The sequence below is a fragment of the Anoxybacillus sp. ST4 genome (assembly GCF_019448545.1).
Classification (GTDB): Bacteria; Bacillota; Bacilli; order Bacillales; family Anoxybacillaceae; genus Anoxybacillus; species Anoxybacillus pushchinoensis.
The window spans coordinates 271,270-288,322 of sequence record NZ_JAHZOE010000001.1 but is presented as its reverse complement, the minus strand read 5'-3'; the positions used below and the strand labels follow the sequence as shown (position 1 = coordinate 288,322).

Below are 17,053 nucleotides of genomic sequence, written 5' to 3'. Positions count from 1 at the left end.
TCTTATTTATCCATATGGCTTGTCCGATCGATGTATGCGTAAAAATTACATGTGCTTTACATTGTTTTACAACGGCTTAACATATGGTTGACATGTTTTTGGTATTCTTTGTCTGTATTTGTCGAAGGGGGGATGTGCGGTGGGCGCACAAATGAAAAGGTATGTACAATACATTAGAAAACATATGAATATGTCTACATTCCAATCATCACCAAAAGTAAAAAAATGGTTACTTCAAATTAGTTTACAAAATCGTTTATTTATCTTATTTTTTAGCGTATTGATTACTTCATTAAGCGTCGTTGGGATGATTGCATATGATCAAGCAAAACAAACGACAGTAAAAGCGATCGAAAATCGTCTGGAACGAGAAGCAAAGATGATGTTTGATGTGGCGCGTAATCTCATGTACATTCATGCAGGAAATGAACAACTGTTTGAAAAAAGCTTACGTTCTACCATTAGGCAACAAAAAGCTGAGCTTATGCAAGACGGGTTGGCTGTACATATTTTTTTAATTAGAGAAGGAGAAGTAAAAACATTTGAGCGAAATGAACAGCTTGATGTACCGACATCGCTTCAAGAAACGATTGTGAAACAAAAAAACGGTGTTTCGCATATGGAATGGGACGGGCGTACATATACGTTCGCGTATAAAACGATTCAAGAGTTAAAAGGAACTTATGTGATAGCGGTAACGGATGAACAGTTTATGAAACCCATTCATCGGCTTGCGCGGCTGACGATCATTGCTATTGCTGTGAGCGTTATTATTTCTGCATTCATGATTAAATGGCTAGTGAGCGGATTGACGAGACCGATTGCTCAACTTCGTCATGCGATGAGTCGGCTGTCGCGCGGTGATTTAACGGTTGATGAACATATTTATTCGACGACGCCGGAAGTGGACTCGCTTTCGCGTAGCTTTCAGCGCATGTTAATGAATATGAAAAATATGATTCGCGAAATGAATGAAATGACAAAGCAGTTAACGATGACAGGTGGCGATTTAAGGCACGTTTCGCAGCATGCGATGGAGTCGAACGATCACCTTATGGAAGCCATTGCAACTGTGAAACAAGGGGCTGAAGAAACAGCAAGTGCTTCAGATGAAAGCATTTATCGTGTAGACGAGATGAAAAAACGAATGGAACGTTTATTAACAAGCGTGCAAAACATTTCGGAAAGCGCTAAAGATATGAATATGTCTTCGCAAGGTGGGGAGGAGCGACTGACGCATTTAATTACTGGCATTCATTCGTTCGCTGAAGAGTTTAAAAAAGTAAACGATACGATTCAAAGCGTAAAACATCATTCGACGTCGATTACAAAAGTGGTGGATGTCATCCGACAAATTGCTGAACAAACGAAGCTATTGGCGCTTAATGCAACAATTGAAGCCGCGCGCGCTGGTGAAGCTGGAAAAGGATTTGCTGTCGTTGCTATGGAAGTAAGAAAATTGGCAGAGCATGCGTCGAAAGCAACGGAAGAAATTACATCGTCTATCTTTGCGATGGAAGAGGTAGCAACTTATGCGACAGATCAGTTTGAAGGTATGATGACGCACTTGCAACATCAACTCACGTCTGCAAATGAAGCGAAGTGTTCATTCGACCGTTTATTAACAGAAATTCAGCGCGTCAACCGAAACGTTGCCGAAATGGAGGTCGAGCTAGAACAGTTTCAGCAATTGTTGCCGATGATTGAAACGGTCACCATGGCATTTGCATCTGTTGCCCAACAAACGTTAGCGAGCGCGGAGGAAATGATGTCTGTTTCTCATGACCAAACAAAACAAATGAATGATATGTATCGGGTTGGTGAGCGATTAAATGAATTATCGCAATCATTATCAATGCTTACCTCCACATTTAAAGTATAAAAGAAGCAGGTGCATTAGCCTGCTTCTTTTATAGAAGGGAGTTCTTTAATGGAGACGAACAAAATCGTCACAGAAACGAACCAGTCTAAAGCAACCGCATAAGGTACAACGATTTGCAATGCCTCCATAACGGTAAAAAAGATTGTCGCTAGCGTGATGGAGTAGGCGGATATGCTCCACATGTGGCGATACGTTCCGCGCTTATTTAATGTTCCACGGAAAATAAGACCGATGAATGCGAGAACCGTAACGTAAAGGAATTTGCTTGTACATGTGAAAAAGTACAAAACGAGAAACGATAGCGAAATGACAATCGGAAGCAGCGATTGTAGCGTCCGAGCAAACTCATATACATCTTCTTTTGTGAATCGCTCCACTTGCATGAAAGCGTACGGATATGATTGCATATGTCCATTGGCGACAAGCGCGAGCTCTTCCTTTAAAAATGCAATAGCATTGATATAGCGTGTTGCATCATCTGTGGTGAGCGTACCTGTGCTATCGAATAAAATCGTTACGTTCGGATGCGTCAATTCAATTGGCTCATTTTCATTTGATGTCAGTTTTCCGTCTATGACCTCAAATGGAGGAAGATCTTGTTCAAGTAGCTGATGCGTTGAGCCGATCATTTTGTTTATGCTTATTGTAAAATACACGGCGATTGGCAACGTTGCAATGAGCGATAAAAAGAATACGTAGCCAATCGCTTTTCCAATCGGATGAAAGCGAAAGCGAGCAATATGTACTGGGGAATAAAGGCTTTGTAACAATCGTCTCCACATCATCATTCACATCCTTTTCACGTTTACGCGTCATCATTTCCCATTCTACTTCTTTTTATGTTCGCTACACAACCATTTTGTTTCACCATTTGCACGTATTGACGATAGGTTACTTTTTTGATAAAATTACCACCGAATATGACGGACCCTTAGCTCAGCTGGTTAGAGCGGACGGCTCATAACCGTCTGGTCGCAGGTTCGAGTCCTGCAGGGTCCACTTGCCTCGCTGAGTAAGTTGGCGAGGTTTTTTTGCAAATAATTTGAAACATTCGCTTCATTTTGGTACTCTTAAAGTAGGTTCACTTATGAAACTTTTCTGTTTGTTAAACGTGTAAATAAGTTTCATTAGTGAATGATTACATAATGAAGAGGAGGAATGAAGCATGGCATTTGAATTACCACAATTGCCTTATGCGTACGACGCATTGGAACCACATATTGACAAAGAAACGATGAATATTCATCACACGAAACATCATAATGCGTATGTGACTAACTTAAACGCGGCGCTTGAAGGACATCCAGAGTTACAAAACAAAACAATTGAAGAGTTAATGGCCAATTTAGAAGCAGTGCCTGAAAGCATTCGTACAGCTGTCCGTAATAACGGTGGAGGACACGCAAACCACTCACTATTTTGGACAATTCTTTCGCCAAATGGTGGCGGTGAGCCAACAGGTGAATTAGCAGAGGCGATTAACAGCACGTTCGGCAGCTTTGAAAAATTTAAAGAGGAATTTTCAAAAGCAGCTGCAACACGTTTCGGTTCTGGTTGGGCTTGGCTTGTCGTTCATAACGGCCAACTTGAAGTGACGAGCACACCAAACCAAGACACACCACTTATGGAAGGGAAAACACCAATTTTAGGATTAGACGTGTGGGAACATGCGTACTATTTGAAATATCAAAACCGCCGTCCTGACTACATTTCAGCATTTTGGAACGTAGTGAACTGGGACGAAGTTGCAAAACGTTACGCGGCAGCGAAATAACGAAAAAGAGCTCGGCAAATTTTGTCGGGCTCTTTTTTGCATATCACTGTAAAAGAGTAGGCAAACTACTTGTCAAGAAAGGGAGTTTGCCTATGGATAGATGGAAACGAATAGTTTTGCATATTCGCACGCATCGACAATTATTTTTGTTATTGGCGATCGGTGGACTGTATGCTCTTAGCATCGCGCTGTCCAATACGTTTGTAAACGTGTATGTTTGGAAAAAAGTAAATAGCTTCCATGCGCTAGGTATATACAATTTAGCTATTGTGACATGGCAGCCGCTTGCGTTTATTGTTGCAGGGCAAATCGCTAAAAAAGTTGATCGAGTGATCGTTTTACGGATGGGCGTCACGTTTTTAGCGCTCTTTTTTTTAGTTGTCTTATTTAGCGGGGATCGGGCGATGAACCATTTATTTTTACTTGGCGGGTTGCTCGGTATTGGTTACGGTTTTTATTGGCTAGCATTTAACGTATTAACATTTGAAATTACCGAGCCGGATACACGTGATTTATTTAACGGGTTGCTTGGGGCGATGACGTCTGTGGCGGGGATGATTGGCCCGCCGCTTGCTGGCTGGGTCATCGCTTCGAGCGAGAAGTTTACCGGGTATATGGCCATTTTTTTATCCTCTTTATGTTTATTTATTGCAGCTGTTGTATGTAGCTTTTTTCTACATCGGAGACGATCGGCAGGCCGTTTCATGTTGCGATGTGCATATGCTGAACGGAAGAAAAATAAAAATTGGAGGATGATTACAAACGCCCATTTCTTTCAAGGATTTCGGGAAGGGACGTTCGTGTTTATCGTTTCTATTTTTTTATTTATAGCAACAGGAACGGAAAAAGCACTCGGTGTATTTGGCTTCGTCAATGCGATCGTTTCGTTTCTTACGTACTCGTTTGCCTCAAAATGTATAAACAAACGATGGCGGTTGCGCGCCATTTTATTTGGTGGCGTGCTATTATATGCTTCTGTATTTTTGCTCGTGTTCGATTTATCCTACTTCAAACTGATCGTATACGGTGCGCTCATTGCGATCGGATACCCGATTTTGCTCGTTCCATATTTGTCGCTTACATTTGACGTCATTGGACAAAGCCATTATGCGAAAGAGTGGCGAATTGAATACATTGTTGTACGGGAATTGTTTTTAAACGGTGGGCGTGCCACATCTGTTTTATTATTTTTACTAGCTATTACGTTATTTGAAGCAAAAGAGGCGATCCCGTTACTAATGTTAATTGTTGGATCCGGGCATTTCATTATTTACTTTTTTGTAAGGCGCATTCGACTTTCTATGTAGAAATTTGCGAGCGTTTCTTTTACAATGAGGAAGGAGCAAGTAAAGGAGGTGCTCGCTCGTTTTGAAGCAAATACAACAAGCTCAAAAAGTAAAGAAAAAGAAAAAAAGAATGCAGTTGCCGTTTCGGTTAAACGTATTGTTTTTTTTCGTGTTTTTACTGTTTTCGGCTCTTATTTTAAGATTAGGCGTTATTCAAATTGTTTACGGTGAACAATATCGGAAAGAAGTAGAACGAACGGAAAACGTCACAGTGAATACACCGGCACCGCGCGGAAAAATTTATGATCGCAATTACCAAGTCGTTGTCGATAACGAACCGCTTCATGCGATTACGTACACACGCACACAAACAACAAAGCCTTCAGAAATGATTGACATCGCCAAAAAGCTAGCGACATACATTGAAAAGCCGACGGATCGTGTGACAGAACGAGATATAAAAGACTATTGGATTTTGACGAATGAAGAAAAGGCTAAGGCGAAAATTACAGAAAAAGAATGGAAGCAGTTTCGGGATAAAAAATTAAAAGATAAAGACATTTATCGATTGCAACTAGAGCGCATTACGGAAGAAGATGTAAAATGGATTAAAGAAAAAGAACTTGAGGTTGTTGCTATTTTTCGGGAAATGAACAGCGGTTACGCACTAACGCCACAAATGATTAAAAATGATGGAGTAACGGACGAAGAGTATGCAGTCGTTAGCGAGCATTTAGAAGAGCTGCCTGGTGTAGATGTGACGACAGATTGGAATCGTCATTACGCATACGGTGACACGTTTCGCACAGTGCTCGGAAACATTACGTCATCAGAAGAAGGATTGCCGCGCGAAAAGCTTGACTACTATTTAGCGCGCGACTACAGCCGAAATGACCGCGTTGGGAAAAGTTATATTGAAGCTCAATATGAAGATGTATTGCGCGGACAAAAGGCAAAAATAAAAAACGTGACTGATAAAGCTGGAAACATTATTGAAACGATTGAGATATCGCAAGGACAGCGTGGAAAAGATATCGTTTTAACGATCGATATGGAATTGCAAAAACGGGTCGAGCAAATTATCGAGGAAGAATTAACGACGATGAAGCGTCGGAGTGGGACTGAATTGCTTGATCGCGCCTTTGTTGTCATGATGGATCCACATACAGGGGAAGTTTTATCGCTAGCTGGAAAACGATATACACGTGATGAAAATGGAAAAGTTGTGCTGAAAGATTATGCTTTAGGAACGATTACATCCGCTTATGCGATGGGATCAGCCGTCAAAGGGGCTACCGTCTTAACCGGCTTTCAAACAGGTGTCATTCGTCCGGGAACGGTGTTAGTTGATGAGCCGCTATATATTAAAGGAACGCCGACGAAAAAGTCGCATAGTGGCATTCGACCTGGCCCAATGAACGACTTAAAAGCGCTTGAAATGTCATCGAACGTTTATATGTTTAAAACAGCTATTGCGATCGCAGGTTCTACGTATCGTCCGCATCAAGCGTTGCCGATTAAAAAAGAGGCGTTTTCTATTATGCGCCGTTATTTTAATCAATTTGGTTTAGGTGTGAAAACAGGGATCGATTTGCCAGGAGAAATTATCGGATGGCCTGGTCAAAGTACGCTCCCGGGGCATTTGCTTGACTTGGCAATCGGACAATTTGATGTATACACACCTATTCAAATGGCTCAGTATGTTTCAACGATCGCTAACGGTGGATATCGCGTGCAGCCACATGTTGTAAAAGAAATTCGTGAACCAATTAGCGAAAAAGATCAAATCGGAAATGTGATTTATTCGTTTGAACCGAAAGTGTTAAATCGCGTCGATATGAAAACAGAATATATTGAGCGTGTGCGAGAAGGATTTTACCGTGTAATGCACGGTTCAAACGGAACAGCGCGCGCGTTTTTCGCTAATGCTCCTTATGACCCGGCCGGAAAAACAGGAACAGCCCAAGCGTTTTATGATGGACCGATTCAATCGCGCCGAATGGCACAAACGTATAATTTAACGTTAGTTGGTTTTGCGCCTTACAACAATCCCGAAGTCGCGTTCGCTGTCGTTGTGCCATGGGTATATCAAAATCCAAAAAACCATTATCCGATCAATAACTATATTGGGAGAAAAATTTTAGATGCGTATTTTGAATTAAAAAAAGAGCGGCAAACCAATGAACAATCCTCTACCGAATCGTTGCATAATGATGAACAAACGATGGAAAGATAGAAGAAAGCGAATTTACAAAAGCTTAACATTTCGTTAAAACGAATTTAATACCTTTCCATTATGCTATAAAACGTAGGACAAAAACGAATGAAAAAAGTAGGGGGAAATCAAAAGATGAAGAAAAACAAATGGTTTGCACTCGCAGGAATGACAAGCGCTGTATTAGCATTCACAACAGCATGTGGTGGAAATAGCGCTGAGCAAGGCGGAGAAAATGGTGGAGAACAGTTAAGCGGAAACGTTGTTGTTGACGGATCATCAACCGTTTATCCAATTATTGAAGCAGCCGCTGAAGCGTATGCGGGTGAACAGCCAGATGTGAAAGTATCTGTTGGTTTGTCCGGAACGGGCGGTGGATTTGAAAAGTTTACGAAGGGAGAAACAGACTTTTCAAACGCTTCTCGTCCAATTAAAGATGCTGAAAAAGAAGCTGCTGAGAAAAATGGCATTCAATTTGAGGAACTTCAAATTGCATTTGATGGCCTTTCGATTTTAGTGAATAAAGATAACGACTGGGTTGATTATTTAACAGTCGATGAGTTAAAGAAAATCTTTGCTTCAGGTGCAGTAAACGGCGATGACAAAGTAAAATGGTCGGACATTCGTCCAGAGTGGCCAAACGAAGAAATTAAGTTGTTCTCGCCAGGACACGATTCTGGGACGTTCGACTATTTCGATGAAGTCATTTTAGATGGACAACCGTTAAATAAAACAGCGCAATTATCTGAAGATGATAACGTGCTTGTGCAAGGAATTGCAGGCGATAAAAACGCTCTCGGTTACTTCGGATTTGCGTATTACATCGAAAATAAAGATAAATTAAAAGCTGTACCAATTGATAACGGAAATGGTCCAGTTGAACCGACGCATGAAACAATTCAAAGTGGCGAGTATGCACCACTTTCGCGTCCGTTATTTACGTATGTTAGTGTGAAATCATTAAAAGAAAAAGCGCAAGTGTACGACTTTGCGAAGTTTTTATTAGAAAACGGTGCAGAGTTTGCTGAAGAAGTTGGTTACGTCGCGCTTCCACAAGAGAAATACGATGAGCAGTTGAAAAAGATTGAAGGGTTAAAATAACAATAAAAGTGGGATGAGAAGCGACCGCATCGTCGCTTCTCATCTTTCCATGAAATTGGAAAGGGGTTTTCACATTATGGCGATGACAGATGGGAATCGTTCATATTCTGTCCGTGAAATGATTAAAGAGAATAAGAAAAAACAAAACGGACAGCAGTTTATTGAATGGCTAATGCCAAAATTGCTATTGTTGACAGCAACCATTTCTGTTTTAACGACGATCGGCATTTTATTTACATTATTGTTTGAAACATTTATTTTCTTTGAGCGAGTATCTATTGTAGAGTTTTTAACGAGTAAAGAGTGGCTTCCATGGGATGAAAAAACCGGATCGTTCGGTATTGCTCCGCTCGTGACAGGAACGCTTTTAACGACAGCAATTGCAATGCTTGTAGCGATTCCGATCGGCTTAGCTTCAGCGATTTACTTGAGTGAGTATGCGTCTGAAAAAGCACGGAAAGTATTGAAACCGATATTAGAAGTATTGGCGGGAATCCCGACAATCGTATATGGATTTTTCGCGTTAACGTTTGTTACACCGCTTTTACAAAAAGTTATTCCTAATTTAGGGATTTTTAACGCGTTAAGCCCAGGTATTGTCATGGGAATTATGATTATTCCAATGGTTGCTTCTTTGTCTGAAGATGCGATGAGTTCCGTACCGAATTCAATTCGTGAGGGGGCGCTCGGTCTTGGTTCGACAAAACTAGAAGTGGCATTGAAAGTCGTCCTTCCTGCAGCGACGTCAGGTATTGCGGCATCGTTTATGCTTGCCATTTCTCGCGCTGTCGGTGAGACAATGATTGTAGCAGTAGCAGGTGGTTCATCTCCAGTATTTACATTCGACGTAACGAAATCGATTCAAACGTTGACAGCCTACATCGTACAGGTGACTACAGGAGATGCAGGTTATGGAACAACGGTATATTACAGCATTTACGCTGTTGGTATGACGTTATTCGTGTTTACATTGGCTATGAACTTACTTGCGCAATACATTTCTCGTCGCTTTAGGGAGGAGTACTAATCATGGAAAAATTAATCGACAAACAACGTGTCGTTCAATACATGAACGGTCGTCTGTTGCGCAACAATGTGTTAAAATTTTTATTTTTGTTAGCTACATTATTTGGCTTAATCGTTCTCGTCGTCCTTCTATATCGGATATTCACTCAAGCAATTGGCTGGTTAAATGTTGACTTTTTAAATAATTTCCCGTCTCGTCGTCCAGAAAACGCAGGGATAAAAGCGGGATTGGTTGGCTCACTTTGGTTGATGGTGATCGTTGCTCCTGTTTCGCTCATCCTTGGAGTCGGAACGGCAATTTACCTTGAGGAATATGCGAAGAAAAACCGTTTTACTGATTTTATCCAAACGAACATTTCAAACTTAGCAGGGGTTCCATCGATCGTATTCGGTTTGCTTGGTTTGACGATTTTCGTTCGCGAATTAAATCTAGGGCGCAGCATTTTAGCAGCAGGTTTGACGATGAGTTTGCTCGTTCTTCCTGTCATTGTCGTTGCAGCGCAAGAAGCTATTCGCGCCGTGCCGAATCAATTGCGCGAAGCATCGTATGGTATGGGGGCAACGAAATGGCAAACGATTTATCGCATCGTTCTTCCAGCGGCCATTCCTGGTATTTTAACAGGTAGCATTTTGGCGCTGTCACGTGCAATTGGTGAAACTGCGCCGCTTGTCGTTTTAGGTATTCCGACGTTTTTAGCGTATTTGCCACGCGGCATTCTTGATACATTTACTGTCATGCCGATGCAAATTTACAACTGGACGTCGCGTCCGCAAGCTGATTTCCAAAACGTTGCAGCTGCCGGAATTGTCGTGTTGCTCGTTGTGCTCATCTTTATGAACTCGATTGCCATTTTCATTCGCAACAAGTTTCAAAAACGTTATTAATTGCGCGTTGAAAGGGGAACTTATCCATGGAATTAACAGTTGTGAAAGAACGTAAAAATAAGCAAGCTGAAGAACGAAGCGAAAAAAACGCAGTGTATCGCACGAAAAATTTAAATTTATGGTACGGCGAACATCATGCGCTAAAAAATATTGATTTAGATATTTACGAAAATGAAGTAACAGCTATTATCGGTCCATCAGGCTGTGGAAAGTCGACATACATTAAGACGTTAAACCGAATGATTGAGCTTGTACCAAGTGTGCGTACGTCTGGGGAGATTACGTATCGTGGCCGTAACATTTTCGACAAATCGTATCGTGTCGAGGAATTGCGTACGCAAGTGGGAATGGTATTCCAAAAGCCAAACCCGTTTCCGAAATCAATTTATGATAACGTAGCGTACGGACCACGTATTCACGGCATTCGTGATAAGAAAATTTTAGATGAGATTGTCGAAAGAAGTTTGCGTGGTGCGGCAATTTGGGATGAAGTGAAAGATCGTTTGCACACGAATGCGTACGGATTATCAGGTGGACAACAACAACGTTTATGTATTGCCCGCTGTTTAGCGATTGAGCCGGATGTCATTTTAATGGATGAACCAACGTCTGCGCTTGACCCAATCTCTACATTAAAAGTAGAAGAACTCGTTCAAGAATTAAAGAAAAATTATAGCATCATTATCGTTACGCATAATATGCAACAAGCTGCGCGTATTTCCGACAAAACCGCCTTTTTCTTAAACGGTGAAGTCGTCGAGTATAACGATACAGATAAGTTGTTCTCAAATCCAGACGACAAACGAACAGAAGATTATATTACAGGCCGATTTGGATAAAAAAATCGTGCGAGCGTACTCGCACGATTTTTTCAAAATACAAAAAGGGGGAGTGTGGTTCAATGGCTGTACGTGAGAAGTTTGATGATGATTTACAAGCGTTGCGCGATCAACTGTTGCAGCTCGGAAGTTTAGCAGAAATTGCATTAACACAATCATTTGAAGCATTGAAAACGAAAAATAACGATTTAGCGCTACAAGTGCTTGAAAATGATGCAAAAATCGATTTGCTTGATGAAGAAATTAACGATTTCGCCATCTTGTTAATTGCGAAGCAGCAACCAGTTGCCATCGACTTGCGCCGCATTATCGTGGCCATTAAAATTGCAACAGACGTCGAGCGTATGGCAGATTTTGCAGTAAATATTGCAAAATCTGCGATTCGAATTGGCGAACAGCCGTTTGTGATTTCGTTAAATAAGTTAGAAAAAATGCATAATATAGCAGTGAATATGCTTTCATTAACGTTAAAAGCGTACTATGAAGAAGATGTTGTTGCTGCTAAAAAAGTGGCAGATATGGACGATGAAGTCGACCGCTTATATGGAGAAACGATTCGTGAACTGCTTGAGCGAACAAAAGCTCATCCAGATGCTATGTCACAAATTACCCAACTATCTTTTACCGCTCGCTACATTGAGCGCATTGCTGACCATGCAACAAACATTGCTGAAAACGTCTTTTATTTAGTAAAAGGGAAACATTACGATTTAAATGACTAAATGAAAAGGATGTCCTCGCACGTGCGTGGACATCCTTATTTTGTTATTTGTCGTGCAATTTGTTCATGAGACATATCGCTCGTGACGACGTATGTTCCCGGGCGAACAGCGCGCGTCAACTGGTGTGTATCAAGGTATGTTAAAAATGATTGTGCGTGATCAATGATGCGAGCTTGCTCGAGACGTTTAGCGATATCTCGGCTTGCTTCCCCTTTTTCGATCGTTAACGTATAAACGTACGTTTCTTTTCGCGGAAGTGTCGTGTTTTTCTTTTCTTTTTTTAGTTTTTCTAGCTCATCAGCTAGTTTATTTCGTTCAGCGATCACTAGTTCATATTGTTGTTTCGTTACATGTGTATCGCCCATGTGATAAACGTGGTACACGATAGCTAATATCGTTGTAGCGAACAATATGCCAGCCGAAAATGCACGAGTTATGTTTCTCATCGTTCATTCCTCGCGATCGTTAAGCTCACTTCATCAATCGGCATATGTACTTTGTGGGCGATTTGTTCCTTTGTCCATCCTTGCTTATATAAGCGCCATATTTGTTCTTCATTGGAAAATGGCTCGATTCCGACGAGCAATTCCTCTTCGACCGCTTTGACACGCTTTTTTATTTCATACAATTGCTGCATCGTCGACAGCGTCAACTGCTCTACTTGTTCTTCCACTTCTTTTACACGGTCTTTTTGGAAAAAAGAGATAAGCAATAATAACACAGCAAGAGAAACAAGTCCAATAAATGTGTATTCGATCATGTTTTTCACCCCACTTTATTATACATAAGAATGTAGCTATCATGCATCATTTTCGTGTAATGTCGACAATTTTCGTATATTGTCCGAATATTGCTGTCATGATACGATGGAAAAAAGTGTGCTTTCACTTGGGGGGGATATGTTGTGAAAGCGGTCATTATGGCGGGGGGAAGAGGAACGCGGTTACGCCCTTTAACTTGCCATGTTCCGAAGCCGCTCGTCCCGGTTATGAACAAACCAGTGATGGAGTATAGTATTGAATGGTTAAAACGATATGGAATTACAAATATTGCTGTAACTGTTCAATATTTAAGTGACGAAATTGTTCGCTATTTTGGTGACGGGCGGCGGTTCGGTGTACATCTTCATTATTTTGAAGACGATGTACCACTTGGAACGGCAGGAAGTGTGAAACATGCACAATCGTTTTTAGACGATACGTTCGTTGTAATTAGCGCAGATACAATGACAACGATTGATTTACAGCCAGCATTAGACTTCCATTTCTCCAAACAAGCAATAGCTACCGTTCTTATGCATCATGAAGCTATTCCTCTTTCATACGGTGGAATTGTAACAGATCGACACGGGAAAATGATTCATTTTGTAGAAAAACCAAAATGGAATGAAGTGTGTAGCGATTTAGTTAACACAGGCATTTACATTTGCCATCCAGCTATTTTCGATCATATGCCAGAACATCCACCTTACGATTTTAGTCAACATGTTTTTCCATATCTCATTCAAAACGGATATCCGATATACGGATGGCAAGCGGATGGATATTGGTCCGATATAGGCGTCATTGAACAATACCATCAAACACATATGGACTTTATGGCTCATCGTTTTATTTCGCCGCATTATAGGGAAATTGCTCCTGACGTATGGGTCGGTGAGCGGGTCGACATTGCACAACAGGTAAAGTTGGAAGGACCGATTGTCATTGGGGATGATGTATGTATTGATCAACATGCCGTGATCGGCCCTTATACAGTCATTGGTGACGGCTCATTTATTGGAAAGCATGCATCACTAAAACGCTCTATCGTTTGGTCGGACGTGTATATCGATCAACATAGTGAATTGCGTGGGGCGATCGTAGCGAACGATGTGTATATCGGCAAAAAAAATGAAATATTTGATTATGCGGTCATCGGAGCGAAATGTAAATTAGAAAATAAGGTAAAGGTGCAGCCTTTAGCAAAAATTTGGCCGAATAAAACGATTGCTGAAAAAACGAGAGTAAAAGAATCAATCGTATGGAAAGAAAGACAGATGAAAACATCGTTTAGTGAGCAGGGAATGAAAATACGGGCAGCTGATGCGCAGCCGTCACTCATTGTGCAGCTTGCATCAGCATATAGCAACTTATATCAAAGGGGAAGCTGTATATTAATCGGTTTTGATGACCATCCGCTTTCTAAAACGATCGGCATGTTATTTGCTCAATGTTTGCACATGTATGGGCTAGATACAAACGTATATGATGGAGCATATTTGCCATCTTTTCGTTACATCATTGCTAATAGACGCTATGATGGGGGCATATTTATCACAATCAATGAACATGACGAAGTAATCATCGATATACATGATGAATATGGGTATCCGGTCGATCGAAAAGTGGAGCAAGCGATTGAACAGAAAATAGGGTATGAGCAAATGAGTTACGTGCTAACAGAGCAAATTGGTCAATCAATGAAACAAAAAGAAGACGATCACATGTACGTTCGCGCATTGCAGCAATTAATGTCTTTTTCTTCATTAGATCCATTGAAAGTCGTTGTATGCAGTTCCCCTTTATTACGACAAGTGATTGAACGTACGCTTCAGTCGTTTCCTATCGAAGTGATTTGGACAGCAAATGGGGACGACGAACATATGAAAAATGAAGTAGAAAAGACACAAGCTCATTTCGCGGTTGTGTTCCATCATTTTGGGGAACGTTTTCGCGTTTTTGACGGACGAGGGGTCGTTTTGACGAATGAAGAAGTCATCTCTTTACATGTATTAGTATCCCTTTTGTTTAGTGAAACGAAAAAAGTAGCAGTTCCTTCTTGGGCGCCGTCCGTTTTGCATACGCTGGCAGAACGTTTGCATGGCGAGATGACTTATGTCAAAAATACGAGACGAGACTTGCTGCTTGCTCATCATGAACCGTTCCATTTTTATTTTGATGGATTATATGCGTGCATACAATTGTTGCACTTGTTAGCGATTGAACGTTGCTCCCTCCGCGCCATTTTGTCGTCTATTCCGACAATCCATTTATCTTGTCGTCACGTTTACTGTCCGTGGAACGAACGTGCTGCTGTGATGCGCAAGTTGCTAGAAGATGAAGGCGATAAACAAGTTGATTTTACAGATGGAATGAAAGTATATCACGAAGACGGGGCATGGACGTTAATTTTACCGAAGCTTGATGAACCGACGTTGACCATTTATTCACAAGCGGCAAATGCTCAAAAGGCAAAAGAATATACGAAATACTATATAAAGAAAATTCGGCAATATCAAAACGTATAAAATTCATATGGAATTTGTTTAAAAAAAATGATATGATGGAAAGGTGTGATTACAATACTTTTGTTTGGAGGGAAAGAACGATGCGTGTAAATATTACGTTAGCATGCACAGAATGCGGCGAACGCAACTATATTTCAACAAAAAACAAGCGCAACAATACAGAGCGTCTTGAATTGAAAAAATATTGCCCACGAGACAAAAAAGCAACGCTTCATCGTGAAACGAAGTAAGCAGCAGGAACTTTCTCCTGTTGCTTATTTTTTTATGAAAGAGGGGGAAGGATAATGGATAAGAAATTATTGCGACAACAGATGAAACAACGTATTTTACATATGACAAAAGAAGAGCGTAAGAAAAAAGAAACAATCATTCACGACATATTATTTCAGCAACATAGTTGGAAAAAAGCACATGTAATTGGCATAACGATATCGCGGCAAACCGAAGTGGATACAATGGCCATTATTGAACGGGCATGGCAAGAGGGGAAAAGAGTTGTGATCCCGAAATGCGATGTGCAGACGAAACAAATGGTATTTCGAGAAATTCGTTCGTTTCAACAAACAGAACGCTCTTTTTTTGATTTATATGAACCGATTGTAGAAAAAACGAAAGAAGTGCAAAAGCACGATATACAACTGTTATTTGTTCCGGGGCTCGCTTTCGTTCGCCGAGGGTATCGGCTTGGCTACGGAGGAGGATATTACGACCGATATTTAGTAGACTTTTCTAACGATACCGTCTCTCTCGCGTACGACTGTCAAATTGTTTCTACCCTACCGGTCGAAACACATGACATTCCTGTTCAAATCGTCATTACGAATGAAGGAATTATCGTTTGTGAAAGCGAATAACAAAACAGTATAAGCGTTTTCATATCATACAGGTGAAAAAATTAACAAAATGTTAATAATTCATGCCTTATAAACTTTGTGAAACAGTGTACAATGTAAGTGTGAAACAGATAAACAATGCACATATTGTAAAATAACATAAACGAAAGGTGGAAGAACAATGTCTAATCAAGTAAATCGTGTCGTTTTAGTCGGAACAGGTTTTGTTGGTTCAAGTTATGCGTTCGCGATGTTAAACCAAGGGGTAACAGAAGAACTAGTACTTATTGATATCAATAAAGAAAAATCAGAAGGAGACGCGATGGACTTAAACCACGGCATGCCGTTTGCTCCGTCGCCAACGAAAATTTGGTTTGGAAATTATGAAGACTGCAAAGATGCAGATCTCGTTGTGTTAACAGCTGGAGCAAATCAAAAGCCGGGGGAAACAAGACTAGATTTGGTGGAGAAAAATACGAAAATTTTCAAAAATATTATTGATCAAGTGATGGCGAGTGGATTCGATGGTATTTTTCTCGTTGCGACAAACCCTGTTGATATTTTGACATATGCTACATGGAAATTTTCAGGTTTACCAAAAGAGCGCGTTATCGGTTCAGGTACGATTTTAGATACAGCTCGCTTTCGTTATTTGTTAGGTGAATATTTTCATGTCGATACACGCAATGTGCATGCTTATATTATTGGTGAGCATGGAGATACAGAGTTGCCGGTTTGGAGCCATGCGTTCATCGGATGCCGTCCAATCGCTGATATGATGAAGGAGAAATCTGAATATAAACAAGAAGATTTGGATCAAATTTTTGTGAATGTACGTGACGCAGCATATCAAATTATTGAGCGAAAAGGTGCGACATATTATGGAATTGCTATGGGTCTCGTTCGTTTGACAAAAGCGATTTTACAAAATGAAAATAGCGTTCTTACCGTATCCGCTTATTTAGAAGGTCAATACGGACAAAGCGATATATACATTGGTGTACCTGCGATCGTCAATCGCAACGGCATTCGCGAAGTTGTCGAATTGCAATTGAATGAGACAGAAAAGGAAAAATTTACTCATTCAGCAACTGTATTAAAAGATGTTATGAAGCGTGTTGGATTACAATAGGTTGTCTCATCATGAGGCAACCTTTTTATAATTTCGTTTTGAAAAGGGAACGGTAAAAACGAGGAGGTT

At 40.7% G+C, this 17,053-nt stretch carries 16 protein-coding genes and 1 tRNA gene; 14 read left to right on the top strand and 3 right to left on the bottom strand.

From position 1 onward, the window contains the following. Positions 1-139 precede the first annotated feature (139 nt). Positions 140-1,882, top strand: a complete 1,743-nt coding sequence (locus K1I44_RS01685; protein WP_219985081.1) for a methyl-accepting chemotaxis protein — start codon at positions 140-142, stop codon at positions 1,880-1,882. A 14-nt stretch (positions 1,883-1,896) separates the two neighbouring features. Here K1I44_RS01685 and K1I44_RS01680 read toward each other — a convergent pair whose 3' ends face one another. Beyond that, positions 1,897-2,670 (bottom strand): DUF1189 domain-containing protein, encoded by a 774-nt coding sequence (locus K1I44_RS01680; RefSeq protein WP_219985080.1) that lies wholly within the window; start codon positions 2,668-2,670, stop codon positions 1,897-1,899. Between the two features lie 137 nt (positions 2,671-2,807). On the opposite strand from K1I44_RS01680, the gene K1I44_RS01675 reads away from it, so the two are divergent. From K1I44_RS01675 to phoU, 9 genes are all read left to right on the top strand, one after another. Further along, positions 2,808-2,881: transfer RNA gene (locus K1I44_RS01675), tRNA-Ile, on the top strand. Between the two features lie 166 nt (positions 2,882-3,047). Continuing rightward, complete coding sequence (sodA, locus tag K1I44_RS01670; RefSeq protein WP_003393974.1) at positions 3,048-3,656, top strand: superoxide dismutase SodA; 609 nt, start codon at positions 3,048-3,050, stop codon at positions 3,654-3,656. A 92-nt stretch (positions 3,657-3,748) separates the two neighbouring features. Further along, positions 3,749-4,963 carry an MFS transporter gene (locus K1I44_RS01665; RefSeq protein ID WP_003393976.1) on the top strand — a complete coding sequence of 405 codons (1,215 nt, stop codon included), beginning with the start codon at positions 3,749-3,751 and terminating at the stop codon, positions 4,961-4,963. Between the two features lie 61 nt (positions 4,964-5,024). Then, the gene (locus tag K1I44_RS01660; RefSeq protein ID WP_219985079.1) at positions 5,025-7,178 is read left to right on the top strand and encodes a peptidoglycan D,D-transpeptidase FtsI family protein; all 2,154 of its coding nucleotides are present in this window, start codon (positions 5,025-5,027) and stop codon (positions 7,176-7,178) included. A 114-nt stretch (positions 7,179-7,292) separates the two neighbouring features. Further along, positions 7,293-8,258, top strand: a complete 966-nt coding sequence (locus tag K1I44_RS01655; protein ID WP_003393979.1) for a PstS family phosphate ABC transporter substrate-binding protein — start codon at positions 7,293-7,295, stop codon at positions 8,256-8,258. A gap of 76 nt (positions 8,259-8,334) precedes the next feature. Continuing rightward, the gene (gene pstC, locus K1I44_RS01650; protein ID WP_003393981.1) at positions 8,335-9,285 is read left to right on the top strand and encodes a phosphate ABC transporter permease subunit PstC; all 951 of its coding nucleotides are present in this window, start codon (positions 8,335-8,337) and stop codon (positions 9,283-9,285) included. Between the two features lie 2 nt (positions 9,286-9,287). Continuing rightward, on the top strand, positions 9,288-10,169 hold the full coding sequence (gene pstA, locus K1I44_RS01645; RefSeq protein ID WP_003393983.1) for a phosphate ABC transporter permease PstA: 882 nt from the start codon (positions 9,288-9,290) through the stop codon (positions 10,167-10,169). Between the two features lie 26 nt (positions 10,170-10,195). Then, a complete protein-coding gene (gene pstB / locus K1I44_RS01640; protein ID WP_003393986.1) occupies positions 10,196-11,008 on the top strand; it encodes a phosphate ABC transporter ATP-binding protein PstB in 813 nt (270 codons plus the stop codon). A 62-nt stretch (positions 11,009-11,070) separates the two neighbouring features. Next, positions 11,071-11,730, top strand: coding sequence for a phosphate signaling complex protein PhoU (gene phoU / locus K1I44_RS01635; protein ID WP_003393989.1), 660 nt, complete (start codon positions 11,071-11,073; stop codon positions 11,728-11,730). A 35-nt stretch (positions 11,731-11,765) separates the two neighbouring features. On the opposite strand, the gene K1I44_RS01630 is transcribed toward phoU, so the two are convergent. After that, a complete protein-coding gene (locus K1I44_RS01630) occupies positions 11,766-12,176 on the bottom strand; it encodes an endolytic transglycosylase MltG (RefSeq protein WP_219985078.1) in 411 nt (136 codons plus the stop codon). Further along, on the bottom strand, positions 12,173-12,490 hold the full coding sequence (locus K1I44_RS01625) for a hypothetical protein (protein WP_003393995.1): 318 nt from the start codon (positions 12,488-12,490) through the stop codon (positions 12,173-12,175). Before K1I44_RS01625 ends, K1I44_RS01630 begins: the two co-directional genes overlap by 4 nt. Before the next feature lie 144 nt (positions 12,491-12,634). Between K1I44_RS01625 and K1I44_RS01620 the strand changes: the two genes are divergently transcribed. The 4 genes from K1I44_RS01620 (at position 12,635) to K1I44_RS01605 (ending at position 16,984) form a co-directional block, all read left to right on the top strand. Continuing rightward, on the top strand, positions 12,635-15,019 hold the full coding sequence (locus K1I44_RS01620) for a sugar phosphate nucleotidyltransferase (protein ID WP_219985077.1): 2,385 nt from the start codon (positions 12,635-12,637) through the stop codon (positions 15,017-15,019). 80 nt (positions 15,020-15,099) lie between these two features. Continuing rightward, on the top strand, positions 15,100-15,249 hold the full coding sequence (gene rpmG, locus K1I44_RS01615; RefSeq protein ID WP_003394001.1) for a 50S ribosomal protein L33: 150 nt from the start codon (positions 15,100-15,102) through the stop codon (positions 15,247-15,249). 54 nt (positions 15,250-15,303) lie between these two features. Continuing rightward, complete coding sequence (locus K1I44_RS01610) at positions 15,304-15,873, top strand: 5-formyltetrahydrofolate cyclo-ligase (protein WP_219985076.1); 570 nt, start codon at positions 15,304-15,306, stop codon at positions 15,871-15,873. 160 nt (positions 15,874-16,033) lie between these two features. Continuing rightward, positions 16,034-16,984: an L-lactate dehydrogenase gene (locus K1I44_RS01605; RefSeq protein WP_219985075.1), complete on the top strand. Its 951-nt coding sequence runs from the start codon at positions 16,034-16,036 to the stop codon at positions 16,982-16,984. The last annotated feature ends 69 nt before the right edge of the window (positions 16,985-17,053 follow it).